Below are 15,522 nucleotides of genomic sequence, written 5' to 3'. Positions count from 1 at the left end.
CATGACCCGTCCCAGCGGCATGCTCCACGGCTTCATCCGTCTCTTTGCCACCCACCGGGTGGCCGCCAACCTGTTGATGTTCCTGATGATCCTGGCGGGAAGCTACGGCATCAAAAAGCTCAACACCCAGTTCTTCCCCACCTTTGAGCTCGACATCATCACCATACAGGTGATCTGGAGCGGCGCCGCCGCCGAGGACGTCCAGCGCAATATCACCATCCCCATCGAGCAGGAGCTCAAGAGCGTCAACCACGTCGACCGGATCCTCTCCACCTCCAACCAGGGCGTCGCCTCCCTGCGCCTGGAGCTGGACGAAGGGGCCGATACCGGTGAGGTGCTGGACCAGGTCAAGCAGAAGATCGACGGCATCCGCAACCTGCCCCAGGATGCCGAGGAACCGGTGGTGCAGCAGATCACCCGCTACGAGACCATCGCCAGCGTGGTGATCAGCAGCAACGACTCCCTGGAGGAGCTGCGCCCGCTGGCCCGCCGGCTGGAACGGGACCTGCTCGCCCGGGGGGTGCGCAAGGTGGATATCGCCGGGCTGCCGGAACAGGAGATCGCCATCCAGGTCCCCACCGACCGCCTGCACGAGCTGGGCATGACCCTGAACGAAATCGCCGCGGTGGTGGACCGGCGCAGCCAGGACCTGCCCGCCGGCACCGCCGGACGCAGCGACGGCGCCCGCCAGATCCGCAGCCTCAGCCAGGCCCGGGAAACCGAGGCCTTCGCCGAACTGCCGCTGGTCACCCAGGCCGACGGCCGGCTGGTGCGACTCGGGGATGTGGCGCGGATTGAACGCCGCCCCCAGGACAACCAGACCTACCTGGAGTTTCAGCAGCGCCCGGCGGTGGAGCTGATCCTGCAACGCACCGAGAACGACGATACCCTGAAAGCCGCCCACCTGCTCCACCAGTGGCTTGAAGAAGTGCGCCCCACCCTGCCCGAGGGGGTGGAGCTGACCGTTTACAACGAACGCTGGAACTACCTGCAGGACCGCATCAATCTGCTGCTCAAGAACGGCCTGGGCGGGCTTATCCTGGTCGTCGCCATGCTCTTCCTGTTCCTCAACGTGCGGGTCGCCTTCTGGGTGACCATGGGCATCCCTGTCAGCTTTCTCGCCACCCTGGCGATCCTCCATCTGATCGGCGGCAGCATCAACCTGATCAGCCTGTTCGGCATGATCATGGCGCTGGGGATTATCGTCGACGATGCCATCGTGGTGGGCGAAGACACCCTCGCCCACGTGCAACAGGGGGAGCCCGGGGTCTACGCCGCCATCGGCGGGGCCCAACGGATGCTGGCGCCGGTCATGGCCTCCTCCCTGACCACCATCAGCGCCTTCCTGCCCCTGCTGCTGGTCGGCGGAACCATCGGCAACATCTTGATCGACATTCCAACGGTGGTGATCTGCGTGATTATCGCCTCCCTGGTGGAGTGTTTCCTGATCCTGCCGGGCCACCTTCACCACAGCCTGAAGCGGGCCGACAAGGTCAAGCCGGGGCGCCTGCGGGCCTGGCTGGACAAGGGCTTCAATGACTTCAAGGAGCACGGTTTCCGACGCCTGGTCAAGGCCGCCATCCGCCTGCGCTGGGTCACGTTCAGCACCGCCCTCGCCAGCCTGATCCTGGCCGTGGGGCTGGTGGCGGGCGGTCGCGTCCCCTTTACCTTTTTCCCGGTGGTGGACGGGGATGTGCTCACCGCCAGCGTGCAGTTCACCGCCGGCACCGAACCGCGGCGGGTGGATGACTTCCTGGATCGCCTCGAGGCCGGCCTGTACGAAGCCGAGGAGGAGCTTGGCGGCGGATTGGTGGAGTCGGTGATACAACACCAGCGCCGCTCCCTGTTCGAGCGCGACAGCGCCGCGGCGAGTAATGGCGACGAGTACGGGGCCCTGTTCGTGCAACTGGTCAACGCCGAGCAACGGAACCTGCCCAACGAGACCCTGCTGGCCCGCTGGCGGGAGAAGTTACCGCAGGTGGCGGGTCTTGAGCGGCTCAGCATCACCCAGCAGAGCGGCGGCCCGCCCGGCAAGCCCATCGAAATCAAGCTGGCCGGCGGTACCACCGACGCCCTCAAGTCCGCCTCCCTGGAGCTGCAGGCGCTGCTCAAGCGCTACACCGGGGTGAGTAACGTCGACGACGACCTGCCCTACGGCAAGGAGCAGTGGATCTACGCCCTCACCGGCACCGGCAAGGCCGCAGGGCTTGACCTGGAAACCGTGGGGCGGCGCCTGCGGGCGGCCTTTGACGGCCAGCTGGTGCAGATCTTCTACGACCAGGACGACGAGGTGGAGGTACGGGTTATCCTGCCCGATAGCGAGCGCGATCACCTGGCAACCCTGGATCGCCTGCCGATACTGCTGCCCAACGGCGACTCCACCCCCCTGAGCAACGTGGTGGAATTCCGGGCCAAACGGGGGCTGGACACCCTCAAGCGCATCGACGGCCAGCTGGCGCTGGTGGTTTCCGCCGACGTCGATGACAAGGCGGCCAACGCCAACCAGATTATCGACGAACTGCGGGCCGGCCCCCTGCAGGAGATCACCGGGCGCTACGGCGTCCAGGCCAGCTTCGAGGGGAAAAAGGCGGACGAGCGGGAGACCCTGGCCGACATGAAGACCGGGCTGGTGATCGCCCTGGCGCTGATCTACATCATCCTGGCCTGGGTGTTCTCCTCCTACAGCTGGCCGCTGACCGTCATGGCCGCCATTCCGCTGGGGCTCACCGGCGCCATTATCGGCCACCTGGTGATGGGCAAAGCGCTGACAATCCTCTCGCTGTTCGGGCTGTTCGGGCTTTCGGGGATCGTGATCAACGACTCCATCGTGCTGATCACCTTTTACCGCAAACTGCGGGAAAAAGGCATGGAAGTAGAGGAGGCGATCGTGGAGGCGGCCTGCCAACGCCTGCGGGCGGTGCTGCTGACCTCCCTGACCACCATTGCCGGCCTCAGCCCGATCCTGTTCGAGACCTCCCTGCAGGCGCAGTTTTTGATTCCGATGGCCACTTCCATCGTCTTCGGCCTCGCCTTCGCGACCCTGCTGATTCTGCTGGTAGTCCCCTCGCTGCTCTACATGCTGGAAAACGCCAAGCGAATGCTGGGACTCAAGGGGACGGTCACGGCCGCCGCCTCATAAGTCGAGACTGAGCTGGCGCAACTGCCCCGCCGTCGGGGCTGCCTCGGCCAGATCCTCGAGCCGCACCCCCACCCCCAGCAGGCGCACCGGCCGCTCTCCCCGGGCCACCCCCTCACCCAGCAGCCGGCGGTAGAGGGCTGCATCAGGGGTCAGGCTGCGCTGCTCGACGGTAGTCTGGGTGAAGTCGTCAAATTTCACCTTGACCAGGGCGCCCACCACCCGGTAACTGCTGTCCAGCCGCCCCAGGCGCCGCTCCAGTGATTCCAGCAACGCCGGCAGCCGCGCTTCGCAGCTGGCCAGGTCCGGCAGGTCATGGGGGTAGGTGTTCTCCACGCTAACCGACTTGCGCCGCCAGCTGGTTTTCACCGGGCGCTCGTCAATGCCCCGGCAGAGCTGATACAGACGCTCGCCAAACCGCCCCAACCACTGGCTCAGTTCAAGCACCCTGTAGGGACGGACGTCGCCGCAGGTTTCAATGCCCCGTGCTTTGAGGCGCGCCGCGGTGGCAGGCCCCACCCCGTGCAGCCGGCTCACCGGCAAGCGCTCGACAAACTCGGGGACCTGGTCGGGGGTGATGACGCACAGCCCATCGGGCTTGTTCCAGTCACTCGCCACCTTGGCGAGAAACTTGTTCGGCGCCACGCCAGCGGAGATGGTGATGCCCACCTGGGCCCGGACCCGTTGCCGGATCTCCTCGGCGATCAGGGTCGCGCTGCCCTGGCAGGCGTGGCAATCGGTCACGTCCAGGTAGGCTTCGTCCAGGGAAAGGGGCTCAATAAATTCGGTGTAGTCGGCGAAAATGGCGCTGATCTGAGCGCTGGCCTCGCGGTAGGCCTCAAAGCGGGGCGGCAGGATGCGCAACCCTGGGCAGATCGTGACCGCGCGGGCCGACGCCATTGCCGATCGCACCCCGAACGCCCGCGCTTCGTAGTTGCAGGTTGAGATCACCCCGCGCTTGTCCGGCGCCCCGCCCACGGCGATGGGAATCCCCCGCAGGGCGGGGTCATCACGCATTTCGATGGCGGCATAAAAACAGTCGCAATCACAGTGAATGATTTTGCGCTGGCGACCGGCGGACGGAGACAGATGCAGCGGTGACATAGGGGCAAAACCGACGCTTAAAGCCTGGCTGGGGCACACGCGGAGCACTGTATATAATTACAGTCATGGAGACAAGTCCGCGCCAGCCCCGCGGGGAAGGTCATTCGGGTGACGCAGCACCGTCGCCATCACGCACCTGCTCAAGCAGCTCCACCGCCTGATCCCGGGCCTCTTTAGCCTGCTCCAGCTCCTCCAGCGCCCGTACGTGCTCCCTTTTGACCTCTTTCAGCTCGTCGCGCACCGACTTCAGTTCTTTGCGGGTCTTATCGACCTCTCTGGAGGCTTCCTCTAGGGTCTTATCCAGCTTTTCCCCGGCTTCTTCCGCCGGCCCGTCGCAGCCGACCAGCAAGGCGACCATCACCGCTGCGCCCAGCAGGCCGCCAACCCTCATCCCTTCCATCGCAGGCTCCTTTTGCGTATCCGTACTCGCACCCGCTTGCCCTCGCCTTTATGCCATGCCGAACCAAAAAGCCTGGGATCATGGCGCATCAGGTTTTAGGTGTCTCCTCCATTAATAGCCCAAGGTGAGCGCCAGAGCATCGGCCCTCGGCACATGCATCGGGGACGGAGCATCGCGACGAACCGGACTATGCTTAAAGCAGGTGATACTAGGCGGCTTGAGCCACGCACTCAACGCTTGTCCGCGCTTGCAGGCAGCAGACTCAAGCCCCCAACCACAAACCAGTAATATCACCTGCATCAACACCGAAAAACCAGCGTTTAATCTAGCAAAATCCGAATTAAACCAACATTTTCTCCTGCTAATTCTCTACGATAGCAACATTATTCCAATGAACTCGTTAGGAGAATAAAAATGCTTATCGGCGTACCCAAAGAGATAAAGAACCACGAGTATCGCATCGGCCTGACCCCTGCCGGCGCCCGCGAACTGATTGCCAACGGCCACCAGGTCCTGATCCAGCGAGACGGCGGCAAGGCCATCGGCCTGACCAACGAACTCTACGAGGCCGCCGGGGCGCGCATCGTCGACACCGCCGAGGAGATCTTTGCCCAGGCCGAGATGATCATTAAGGTCAAAGAGCCCCAGCCCAACGAGTGCCGCATGCTGCGCGAAGGCCAGATTCTCTTCACCTACCTGCACCTCGCCCCCGACCCCACCCAGACCGAGCTGCTGGTCGAGTCCAAGGCCGTGGCCATCGCCTATGAAACCGTGACCGACGCCCGCGGCGGCCTGCCGCTGCTGGCCCCCATGAGCGAAGTGGCCGGGCGCATGTCCATTCAGGCCGGCGCCCACGCCCTGGAGAAAGCCCAGGGCGGCAACGGCACCCTGCTGGGCGGTGTACCCGGCGTGGCCCCGGCCAAGGTGGCGGTCATCGGCGGCGGCGTGGTCGGCACCCATGCTGCGCGCATGGCCCTGGGAATGGGCGCTGATGTGACCATCCTGGACCGCTCCCTGCCCCGCCTCAAAGAGCTGGACAACCTTTACGGCCCCGGACTGAAGACCCTTCACTCCAACGCCGAGACCGTCGAGACCAGCATTCGCGAAGCCGACCTGGTAGTCGGTGCGGTCCTGATTCCCGGCGCCGCCGCCCCCAAGCTGGTGACCCGCGAGATGCTGAAGCTGATGAAGCCCGGCGCGGTTCTGGTAGACGTGGCGATCGACCAGGGCGGATGTTTCGAAACCTCCAAGCCCACCACCCACCAGGAGCCGATCTACGAGGTAGAAGGCGTGGTCCACTACTGTGTCGCCAACATGCCCGGCGGCGTGGCCCGCACCTCCACCTTCGCGCTGACCAACGCGACCCTGCCCTACGCCATCGCTCTGGCCAACAAGGGCTACAAGCAGGCCCTGCTCGATGACGAGCACCTGCGCAACGGCCTCAACGTCCACAAGGGACAGATCACCTATGAGGCGGTCGCACGCGACCTGGGCTACAGCTACGTCCGTGCCGAAGAGGCACTGGCCGGCTAACGCCGACTACCTGCTGCACCAGGGGCGCCTGAAGCCGCCCCTGGTGCAAACACCTGCGTTCCCTGCTCTCTCCACTCCCGCCGCTTCGCGCATCAACGAAGCCTTGTGCTTTCTTTTTGACCTTCGGGACAACGCACCACCCTGCCGGCTGACAGTTCGGTATCGCTCGTTATTGAGCTATAATGGCCGAAGTTGTAACCAGGCAAGCCGACACTCCGTTCAAGGCTAACCATCTCGAACCCAATCGCCGTATCGATCTTTTCTTTCTCCACGCATTAACTTTCAGATTTGACGATGTCCCACTCCCTATTACCCCTGACAGATCCTGACACGCTGCGAAGCCTGTGCACCAACCTCAGCCGCAAAGAGCTGGAGGGTATTCAACGCAACCTGCAGGCGCTGATCGAAGAGGCCCGCGAGCAGGCAGAACAGCGAACGCTGAAACAGAAAGGCGAACGCTCGCTAAAGGAAATGCGGGGGCTGATGGCCCGGGCAGGAATCAGCATGGAGGAATTTCAGGCCGCCCTTGGGAAGCTCTGAGTGCTTCAGGGCTTGCACCGACTCAAAGCTGTATTTTCTTGACCACTATCGAGCATTAATTGTTGACCCGGCTGAACAGCGTCTATAGTATGCGCTTAGCTTGAAAGTACGCCTTATATTTATGTACACCATTTCGACCTTCCCTAGTTAGTAGCTCGACCTGTTTTTCATAAGTTATCGCAAGACTTCCAGCTAAATCCCGCCTTTTATGGCAAAAACTTCTGATTTTACAGGATATTAATATGTCTACTACTACTGGTACCGTTAAGTGGTTCAACGAAGCTAAAGGTTTTGGTTTTATCGAGCAGGAGTCCGGCCCCGACGTATTCGCCCACTTCAGCGCGATCACCGGCTCCGGCTTCAAGACCCTGACCGAAGGTCAGCGCGTTGAGTTCACCGTAACTCAAGGCCAGAAAGGCCCCCAGGCTGAGAACATCACTGCCATCTAAAGGCGTGATGCACCGATAGGACAAAAAGTCCGATCGGCAAGATAAAAAAGGCGCTCTCGAGGCGCCTTTTTTTGTGGCCTAGCGGCAGCCAAAATCCAAGCATGGCACGACGAAAACGCCTCGATCACCTCCAAACCTCTTTGTAACAACCCACAACCATGGCTGAACACTTACTTATTCTGAGCAAGCAGGCGGCCCGCTACAAGGCGCTGCTCACAGACGCGCTACCCGAGGATCTCCGGGTGACGACCTGCACCGATCCCGACCAGGCCACCGCCGGGCCCGAGACCTTCACTCTCCTGCTCGCCGACCCGGACCTCGCCAGCCAGGCCCTGCCGGATCTACCTTGTTTACGCTGGCTTCAATCCACCTGGGCCGGCGTCAGGCCCCTGGTCGAGCGGCCGGAGCGCCACTACCGTCTGACCAATGTCAAAGGTGTTTTCGGCCCACTCATGTCCGAGTACGTCTTCGCCCACCTGCTGGCCCACGTACGCAAACTGGACGCACAGCGTCGAGCCCAGGCCAGCCAACGATGGCAACCGGTGGCCCCGGGGACATTGCGCGGTAAAACCATGGGGCTGCTGGGCCTGGGCAGCATCGGTCAGCACCTGGCCGGCACCGCCAAGCAGTTCGGCATGCGCACCCTGGGCTGCGCCCGCACCCAACGCCCCCTCCCGCAGGTCGATGAGCACTACACCCCCGACCAACTGGCCGACATGGTGAGCCAGGCGGACTATTTCGTCGCCTCCCTGCCCAGCACGCCCGCCACCCGTGGCCTGCTGGACCGATCGGTACTTGAGCAGTTCAAGCCCGGCGCCCTGTTAATCAACGTCGGCCGCGGCGACCTGATTGACGATGCCGCCCTGATCGACAGCCTCAACGACGGCCACCTGGGCGGCGCCGTACTGGACGTGTTTCGCCAGGAGCCCCTCCCCCCCGAGCATCCGTTCTGGACCACCGAGCGCGTCACCCTCACCGCCCACACCGCCGCGCCCAGCTTCCCCGAGGACATTACCCCGATCTTCCTGGAAAACCTGGCGCGCTACCGTGCCGGCGAGCCGCTGATGCATGAGGTCGACTTCGATCGCGGTTACTGACTTGACGCAGCTGGCCGGGAAATGCGCTTAACCTGTTTCTAGATAGCACCCACAAACAGTAGTAATATCGACGCTTTAGCCCGGAGCCGTCGCTGCCGGGGAAAGCAGGCCCAGACCCGGCCGGTAGTGCAGCATGCAGGAACGGATCATGAGTTCAGAGAAAACCCAAACCGACGCGTTCAGCCAGCTCAACGAACTGACGCACAAGCGCGCCGCCCTGGAAAAGCTCATCACCATCGCCGCCAGCATCAACAGCCAGCAGGCCGCGATGGGCGACCTCTCCGTGATCGCCCGTCCGTCCCAGGAAATCCCCTCCAAGACCGTACGCAACCTGCACGCCTTTGAGGAAAAGCACGCCCGCCTCAGTGACGAGGAGCTGCGCCAATGGCTCGCCTCGGCAGAGACGACCATTAAGAAAACGGTGGAACACCTGGCGCAAGTCGCCCAGCTCGACCTTCACCAGTTACGGGAAGGGGCCCTCAAGGGGCTCGACCTTGAAGGTTTCAAGAAGCTGGTCGTCGACTTCGACCGACGCACCCAGACCGCCCTTGCCCTGCGCTACCTGCTTAAGAATCGCGGGGTCATGCTCGAAGCTTTCAAGCTTCCGTTTCCCCAGGAAACCGTGATCGAGCGCATCGAGGTGCTAAGGCGGCAGGAAAAATACTGCATCACCCAGATCAAGGCCGAAGCCAAGAGCATTATCGACGATACCCGCGCCCTGCTGGGCAGCCCTGCCCTGTCGGACAAGCAGAAGCAGCAATTGGTGGCGGTGGAGCAAGCCATGCAGGCCAACCTTGAGCACCTGGCCCGCGGCGGCTCCGTGGCAGATTTGCCCAGCAAGTTTGAAGTGGTGGTCGTGGATTCCGAACTGCCCGCCGAAACGCCCATCCCTGCCACACCCAAGCCTGAAGCGACGCCCGGCCCCGCCCCCCAATCTCCACCCGAATCGCCCCCCCCTGCTGCCCAGGCAGCGGCCACGCCAAAGCCGCCCCACGCCGCCCCTCCTAAAAAACCGCAAGCAGCCAAGAGCCAAGCCGCTCCAGCGCCGCAAAAGCGGCTCTCCACCTTCCGCCTGTTCATCAAATGGCTGACCACGCCTGTCAGCACCAGCTGGAAAGAGCTGAAAGAACAGAACGACCGCGCCCAACGCTGATCCGCCGCAACCACGGGCCCTTGGCGCCCGACTCCCGCGCCGCTCTCCAGCCGCCCGTAGGCAATTCGTCAATTTTTTCGAGCATTTCTGTCAATTTTTTTATGATTTTGTCTATAATGCGGCGCTTTATCACTGCGGGCAGCACAAAAACAAACGCGCCCGCCCGTATCATCAAAGGGAGTTTCGCATGCAAGAGTTGGTTGACTTTATCAACGGCATCATTTGGAGTCCGGTACTGGTATACCTGTGCCTCGGCGCCGGCCTCTTCTATTCCATCCTTACCCGCTTCGTTCAGGTACGGCACTTTCGCGAGATGTGGCGCCTGCTCCTCTCCGGCAAAAGCGGCGACACCGGTATCTCTTCCTTCCAGGCCCTCTCGGTCTCCCTGTCCGGCCGCGTAGGCACCGGTAACATCGCCGGCGTCGCCGCCGCCATCGGCTTCGGCGGTCCGGGCGCGGTCTTCTGGATGTGGGTGGTCGCCTTCCTGGGCGCCGCAACCGCCTACACCGAATCAACCCTGGCCCAGATCTACAAGGAAGAGCGGGACGGCGAGTTCCGCGGCGGTCCGGCCTACTACATCGAAAAAGCGATGGGCCAGAAGTGGTACGCCTGGATCTTCGCTCTGGCGACCATCCTCGCCTGTGGCGTGCTGCTGCCGGGCGTTCAGTCCAACAGCATCGGCAACGCCGTGGAGATGGCCTTCGGACCCGGCCAAATGATCCAGACCGGCATGGGCGAGCTGAGCTCCGCCAAGATCGTTTCCGGCCTCGCCATCGTCCTGGTACTGGGCTTCATCATTTTCGGCGGTGTTAAGCGAATCGCCCGCTTTACCGAAATCGTGGTTCCCTTTATGGCGCTGGCTTACATCATCACCGCCTGCACCATCGTGGCCCTGAATATCGAGCAACTGCCCGGCATCTTCGCCATGATTCTCAGCGATGCCTTTACCCCCATGGCGGGCCTGGGCGCGGCAATCGGCTGGGGCGTCAAGCGCGGCGTCTACTCCAACGAAGCCGGCCAGGGCACCGGCCCTCACGCAGCGGCCGCCGCCGCCGTGCAGCACCCCGCCCAGCAGGGCCTGGTGCAGGCCTTCTCCGTCTACATCGACACCCTCTTCGTCTGTACCGCCACCGCGTTGATGATCCTCATCACCGGCGCCTATAACGTGCACGGCCCCGAGGAGACCTTCCTGGTACAGAACCTGACCGCCAATGTTGCGGCCAACAGCCCCGCCTTCACCCAGATGGCAGTGGATAGCGTACTGCCCGGAATCGGCAAGCCGTTCATCGCCCTGGCGCTGTTCTTCTTCTCCTTTACCACCATCCTGGCCTACTACTACATCGCCGAGACCAACGTGGCGTACATCAAGCGCACTTTCGAGGTTCCCGGCATGACCGTCGCCCTGAAGATCACCCTGATGGCCGCCACGTTCTACGGCGCCATCAAGACCGCCGACCTGGCCTGGGGCCTCGGCGACGCGGGTGTCGGCCTGATGGCGTGGTTGAACATCATCGGCATCGTGATCATCTTCTTCATGTCCAAGCCCGCCCTCAAGGCCCTGAAGGATTACGAGGCGCAGCAGAAAGCCGGCGTCACCGAGTTCACCTTCGATCCGGAGAAGCTGGGCATCGAGAACGCGGATTTCTGGACCGGCAAGGCTCAGCCTGCCCCCGAGCAAGAGACCGCGGGCAGCCTCAAGCCCAGCCCCGCCCAAGCCTAAGGAACAAGACCGAGCCCAAGGGCAACGTCACGACAAAAGAGCGGCCACTGGCCGCTCTTTTTTTTGGCCTTCACCCGGCCCGAAACCCACAAACAGTCCAGCGGTAGGTGGGCTTGCCGACGCCCGGTGCCCGGCCGCGGTTGACTGCGCAAGCTATCAGCCAACGCTGCACTCCCATCGACGGTCGCCGAAAAACCTATCCGTGATGCTCATCCAGGTAGGCATCAACGTTGACCGAGAGAATGCGCTTAAACGTCAGCCACACATAAACCAGCATGCCAACCATCATTCCCACGAGCGAATACTCCGGTTTCGGCAAAAACGTGCTGGCGACGGTAATCCCCACACAGATCACCGTGTTTGAAATGATCGCCCCCCGCCAGGGTGGAAAGGCGTACCAGTAAGGTATTTGCTTGCCCAGGTAAAACAGGCACAGCCCCGTGACCGCCAGCAAGCCAAAGGTGGACCTGTTCAGGTCTCCCAAGATGGCATGCCGGATCATATTGGCCAGAATCAAAAGCCCCATGCACAGCAGCAGGTGGGTGAAGATAAGCACGTTGCCCGTGGTCACCCGCGTAGATCGCTCCAGCTTTGGAAAGCTATCGAAGTAAATCCACCAGATCGCACCAATCAACAGAAAGCCGGTGACCGCCGAGACGATATCCAGCAGGTTCCATACCTCATGATCCAGTGAGGCCACCATCGCGATGACCGACTCACCCAGGATAATAATGGCCAGCAACCCGATGCGTTCAACGAAATGCCCCCGGTCGATCGGCTTGAGATTGAGCTTATCACGCAGAGCGATCTGCCAGCCGGCATCGATCACCAGCCCCGCGTAAAAAACCACGAACTTGGCAGCGCCGCTAAAAAGCACTGAAGTCGCGCTGACGGCCGCCCCCACCGCAATCGCGACCGCAACATCCTTGGCAAAAACGTCATCATTTTCCGCGCGGCGATGGACCGTCCAGTAGAGATACGCCAGCATCAGCCGCACCAGACAATAGAGCACCACAAAGGGGGTAAAACCTGCGTCCAGACTGTCTTCGGCAAAGGTGGAGAGCACCACCATTAAGGCCATGATCGCCAGGCTGAACAGGCGGTGCTCACGACTGTCGTTATCAAAGCGGTTGGCATACAGCGTATGGGTCATCCACACCCACCACACAGGAACGAACACCAGCGGAAACCGCACCAGTTGCTCAACACCAATGTGGCCATCGTGGGTGTGGGAGAGATCATGGGCGATCACCCCGATAACGGCCACAAAAACCAAGTCGAAAAAAAGCTCCAACCAGGTCGCATGGCGGCCTTCGGTTTTATAGAGGGAAACCAGCATGTTAACTCCTGGGCGTATCGCTCTGAGGAGCAAGCCGGGGCATGCAGTTGGTGATTTTTCAGGGGCGGCGCGCCCCGCGCCAGACAGTTGCCAGTGGCAACATCGGTGGTGACAGGGCCGGTGGTGACAAAGGTATAGCCGCCGGCACTGCGCGGCGCCACCCAGGGGCAAGAATCTAGATGGCGATCCCGCCTACGCGCCCTCCAAACGCGGTCCGACCGCTAAAAGCCCTGGGCGCTTGGTGAACACCCGATGCGACTCCGGCAGCGGTAACGATCGGCATCCCATGATGGGTGCACATTTTAAAAAACAGAAATCATTCAGTGCCCCTCCCCCCACGCTACCCTCAATCCGCTGCGAATAACAAAATCGAAATCCTGTGTTAAAGTAGCCGGGAAACTGCCCAAGCGTATTCACGCATAAAAAAGAAGCCCATATAGGCAGATAGAAAAGGGTTGGCAAAAAACAACCTAAAAAATAAAACCCATTCTAGAAGTAGGAAGTTTGAGCAATGTGGGAAGATCTCGGAAGAATTGATCTCGTCATTTCACTCACCGGTGTTGTTCTATCAATCGCCGTTTTCTTCATCACCCAACAGCGAAAGATAATTTCGTTATCCAGGCAGCTTGAAAACATGGAGTCCCAGGAGGTCACCAAAAACGGCAACCTGCTGTTCGACGCCGTATTGCCGAATGTCGATGCTGCCAAAGCAAAAATAATTGAAATATTCGAGTCGTCAAAAGAGAGCCATAAACCGCTGCGCATAGACAACTTCGGGCTTGACCTGGAGACCATCGGTTCGATGTTCCGCTATACCTTCAAAGAAGAGATCACCAAGCGGGAGACCATCTACCGGGGCCTTGTCATCGACTACAGTGACCCGCTGATAGAGAGCGTCTGCAAAGGGCGCAGCAACCTTTGTTGTGATACCGCCAGGAAGGCGGTAGAGGCGGTCAGGTCAGCCATCGACTCCGGAGAAACGACCATCGACATCGAGCTGCACAGCTACAACACCCCCCCGGTGATCCATGGCTTTCTGATCGATGACGAACATCTGTTGCTTGGCTTTACCCACTTCAGCGGAGGAGGCTTGGTTGGAGGCGCCACGCCTTATATCTACATCAAGAAAGATTCAAACTCTGAGCTGAACAAGGCGTTGTTCCTCACGTACAAATCCTGGTTTGATTACTGGATCAAAAACGGCAGAAACGAGCTAATCGCCGCTCCGGAAATTATAATCGCGGGGACTCAGCATGCTTAAAAGGATCGCGCATCGTTTTTTCCCCAGCATTCACCCGGAGAACAGCCTGTCCGGAATCAAATTCTGCGCGGAGAACAATGCCTGGGCAATTGAAACAGACATTCAACTCACCCGTGACAATGTGCCTGTCCTGATGCACGACAAACTGCTTGACAGGACCACAAATCAAAAAGGCTTTGTCAAAGATTACGATTACAAAGCGCTGGACGAAACCTGCCGGCTCAGCAACGGTGAAAAAGTACCGACGCTTTATGACCTGTTCGATAACCTCAGGGATAAACGCACCAGGATGTACCTTGAGCTGATCGATCAGCGCGCCCTCGGCGCCACCCTGGATGCGATCGAAAAATATGGCATTGAAGATCGCTGCATCATTTCATCATTCCACCACTCGACCCTTCTGGAGGCCAAGCGGCAGAACCCTGCACAGGCCACCATGGCCCTGTTTGAATGCTGCCCGATCGACCCCCTCCACCTTGTCAATGCCTGCAAGGCGAACCAGGCGGGCATCGGGTTTGACTCGGTGTGCGCACACACCATCAACACGCTTAAGGCCGGTGGAATTGAAGTCTACGCCTGGACGGTAAACAACCGCAGCGAGATCAGACTCGCCGAAGCGCTCGGTCTACACGGCATATTCACTGACGAAGTTTGACAGGAACAGCGAGATGCCAAAAGAGATCACTCACTGGGTGGCCGCTGAGCAAGTTTTAAAAAGCGGCAGACTCACACCCGAGATCACCAACCTGGACGAACACCGGGACGTATTGCTGATAGGCGCGGTCATTCACGATGCGCTCTATTACTTCACCGGCGACTCCAAAGAAGCATCAGCGCTTCCCGACAAGCTGCATGGCTCCAATCAGGAGGACACCCACTCCCTGGTTAAGGCAATCCTTCAGAAATCCGAAAAATCCCGGCAGAAGGACATCCTGCTCGCCTTCGCCACAGGGGTCGCCAGTCATATCTATGCGGACATCAACTTCCACCCCTACATCTACTACCACACCGGAAATTACTACGACCAGAACCCCGATCGAAGGGCCGTTGCGCAGTTACGACACCGGCAGTTGGAGTCGGCCCTGGATAACTATCTGAACAAGAAATTCAGCCCCGAACTGAACTTCAGCAAGATGGTGAACAGCGGCCTTGCCAAACTCCGCAATGTCCTGGCAGATGGACTGGATGCACCGGAAATAGACACCAGGATAGAGTGGGCTTGGATAGAGAGCGCGTTCAAGAACTACGTGCTAGCCAGGCGAATCTATGGCAACAGAGCCATGGTTAGCGCCCTGTCCTTGTTCGGGGGCTTTCTGCCACAGACCCTCCAAACCGTTCTCAGTCTGTCGTACTTTAAATGCGGGGCATTCACCCACTACGACTTTGGCCAAGAAATCAGATACAAAAACCCTGAAAGCGGGGAGTGGCTGGAGACAACCATCGACGGCCTGCTTAACAAGTCCATCAGCGACAGCATCGAATTTTTGAACGCCGCTTTAGACGAAGAGCGCATATCGACAGGACGCTCGCTCGAGACCGGCTTGGAAAGATCCCGCGCCATTGATATGCGCCACTTCGACACCACTGTTCACAACGAGGTCTGATGAACATCCTGTCGAAAACCGCCGTGAGTCTTCATCAGCACGAAACCGCCGTTCTCTAGCCCGCATTTTTCATGAAGGGGTAAACAGAAACGGCTGAAAGCCTTATGGTTGTTGGTGTCGAGCCTACTTCCACGCAGCTACAGCCGTGAGCAAAATGTTACCACAGTCGTTTCAGTTTTCACCCCT

The 15,522-nt window shown here is 60.4% G+C and carries 13 protein-coding genes; 10 read left to right on the top strand and 3 right to left on the bottom strand.

Features of this window, described 5'->3' with window-relative positions; translation table 11 throughout:
• Position 1: 1 nt before the first annotated feature.
• Complete coding sequence (locus JGZ97_RS01935) at positions 2-3,139, top strand: efflux RND transporter permease subunit (protein WP_207060921.1); 3,138 nt, start codon at positions 2-4, stop codon at positions 3,137-3,139.
• Here JGZ97_RS01935 and dinB read toward each other — a convergent pair.
• Together dinB and JGZ97_RS01925 are read right to left on the bottom strand one after the other, a co-directional pair.
• Complete coding sequence (gene dinB / locus JGZ97_RS01930) at positions 3,134-4,240, bottom strand: DNA polymerase IV (protein WP_207060920.1); 1,107 nt, start codon at positions 4,238-4,240, stop codon at positions 3,134-3,136. The genes JGZ97_RS01935 and dinB overlap by 6 nt on opposite strands.
• A gap of 100 nt (positions 4,241-4,340) precedes the next feature.
• On the bottom strand, positions 4,341-4,640 hold the full coding sequence (locus tag JGZ97_RS01925; RefSeq protein WP_207060919.1) for a hypothetical protein: 300 nt from the start codon (positions 4,638-4,640) through the stop codon (positions 4,341-4,343).
• A 414-nt stretch (positions 4,641-5,054) separates the two neighbouring features.
• Here JGZ97_RS01925 and ald point away from each other — a divergent pair, with 414 nt between their 5' ends.
• The 6 genes from ald to JGZ97_RS01895 all read left to right on the top strand — a co-directional run bounded on the left by ald (position 5,055) and on the right by JGZ97_RS01895 (position 11,132).
• Entirely contained in the window at positions 5,055-6,173 is a 1,119-nt protein-coding gene (gene ald, locus JGZ97_RS01920) for an alanine dehydrogenase (protein ID WP_207060918.1), read from the top strand.
• Positions 6,174-6,467: 294 nt separating this feature from the next.
• Entirely contained in the window at positions 6,468-6,713 is a 246-nt protein-coding gene (locus JGZ97_RS01915) for a hypothetical protein (protein WP_207060917.1), read from the top strand.
• Between the two features lie 242 nt (positions 6,714-6,955).
• Entirely contained in the window at positions 6,956-7,162 is a 207-nt protein-coding gene (locus tag JGZ97_RS01910; RefSeq protein WP_207060916.1) for a cold-shock protein, read from the top strand.
• 158 nt (positions 7,163-7,320) lie between these two features.
• On the top strand, positions 7,321-8,259 hold the full coding sequence (locus JGZ97_RS01905) for a D-2-hydroxyacid dehydrogenase (protein WP_207060915.1): 939 nt from the start codon (positions 7,321-7,323) through the stop codon (positions 8,257-8,259).
• 148 nt (positions 8,260-8,407) lie between these two features.
• Complete coding sequence (locus JGZ97_RS01900; protein WP_207060914.1) at positions 8,408-9,412, top strand: hypothetical protein; 1,005 nt, start codon at positions 8,408-8,410, stop codon at positions 9,410-9,412.
• A gap of 187 nt (positions 9,413-9,599) precedes the next feature.
• A complete protein-coding gene (locus JGZ97_RS01895) occupies positions 9,600-11,132 on the top strand; it encodes a sodium:alanine symporter family protein (RefSeq protein ID WP_207060913.1) in 1,533 nt (510 codons plus the stop codon).
• A 196-nt stretch (positions 11,133-11,328) separates the two neighbouring features.
• Here JGZ97_RS01895 and JGZ97_RS01890 read toward each other — a convergent pair whose 3' ends face one another.
• Complete coding sequence (locus tag JGZ97_RS01890) at positions 11,329-12,471, bottom strand: low temperature requirement protein A (RefSeq protein ID WP_207060912.1); 1,143 nt, start codon at positions 12,469-12,471, stop codon at positions 11,329-11,331.
• A 511-nt stretch (positions 12,472-12,982) separates the two neighbouring features.
• On the opposite strand from JGZ97_RS01890, the gene JGZ97_RS01885 reads away from it, so the two are divergent.
• The 3 genes from JGZ97_RS01885 to JGZ97_RS01875 are packed head-to-tail and all read left to right on the top strand — an operon-like array spanning position 12,983 to position 15,336.
• Entirely contained in the window at positions 12,983-13,732 is a 750-nt protein-coding gene (locus JGZ97_RS01885) for a hypothetical protein (protein ID WP_207060911.1), read from the top strand.
• Positions 13,725-14,387, top strand: a complete 663-nt coding sequence (locus JGZ97_RS01880) for a glycerophosphodiester phosphodiesterase family protein (RefSeq protein WP_207060910.1) — start codon at positions 13,725-13,727, stop codon at positions 14,385-14,387. Before JGZ97_RS01885 ends, JGZ97_RS01880 begins: the two co-directional genes overlap by 8 nt.
• Before the next feature lie 13 nt (positions 14,388-14,400).
• Entirely contained in the window at positions 14,401-15,336 is a 936-nt protein-coding gene (locus JGZ97_RS01875; protein ID WP_207060909.1) for a zinc dependent phospholipase C family protein, read from the top strand.
• The last annotated feature ends 186 nt before the right edge of the window (positions 15,337-15,522 follow it).

The organism is Motiliproteus sp. SC1-56, from assembly GCF_017309075.1.
In the GTDB taxonomy this organism is placed as follows: domain Bacteria; phylum Pseudomonadota; class Gammaproteobacteria; order Pseudomonadales; family Balneatricaceae; genus Motiliproteus.
This window is presented reverse-complemented; position numbering and strand designations above follow the sequence as displayed.

Bases quoted from the DNA above. Each gene is read 5' to 3' on its own strand.
- JGZ97_RS01925 (WP_207060919.1), bottom strand. From the start codon at position 4,640: ATGGAAGGGATGAGGGTTGGCGGCCTGCTGGGCGCAGCGGTGATGGTC.
- JGZ97_RS01905 (WP_207060915.1), top strand. From the start codon at position 7,321: ATGGCTGAACACTTACTTATTCTGAGCAAGCAGGCGGCCCGCTACAAG.
- JGZ97_RS01910 (WP_207060916.1), top strand. From the start codon at position 6,956: ATGTCTACTACTACTGGTACCGTTAAGTGGTTCAACGAAGCTAAAGGT.
- JGZ97_RS01885 (WP_207060911.1), top strand. From the start codon at position 12,983: ATGTGGGAAGATCTCGGAAGAATTGATCTCGTCATTTCACTCACCGGT.
- JGZ97_RS01895 (WP_207060913.1), top strand. From the start codon at position 9,600: ATGCAAGAGTTGGTTGACTTTATCAACGGCATCATTTGGAGTCCGGTA.
- dinB (WP_207060920.1), bottom strand. From the start codon at position 4,240: ATGTCACCGCTGCATCTGTCTCCGTCCGCCGGTCGCCAGCGCAAAATC.
- JGZ97_RS01900 (WP_207060914.1), top strand. From the start codon at position 8,408: ATGAGTTCAGAGAAAACCCAAACCGACGCGTTCAGCCAGCTCAACGAA.
- JGZ97_RS01915 (WP_207060917.1), top strand. From the start codon at position 6,468: ATGTCCCACTCCCTATTACCCCTGACAGATCCTGACACGCTGCGAAGC.
- JGZ97_RS01935 (WP_207060921.1), top strand. From the start codon at position 2: ATGACCCGTCCCAGCGGCATGCTCCACGGCTTCATCCGTCTCTTTGCC.
- JGZ97_RS01890 (WP_207060912.1), bottom strand. From the start codon at position 12,471: ATGCTGGTTTCCCTCTATAAAACCGAAGGCCGCCATGCGACCTGGTTG.
- ald (WP_207060918.1), top strand. From the start codon at position 5,055: ATGCTTATCGGCGTACCCAAAGAGATAAAGAACCACGAGTATCGCATC.
- JGZ97_RS01880 (WP_207060910.1), top strand. From the start codon at position 13,725: ATGCTTAAAAGGATCGCGCATCGTTTTTTCCCCAGCATTCACCCGGAG.
- JGZ97_RS01875 (WP_207060909.1), top strand. From the start codon at position 14,401: ATGCCAAAAGAGATCACTCACTGGGTGGCCGCTGAGCAAGTTTTAAAA.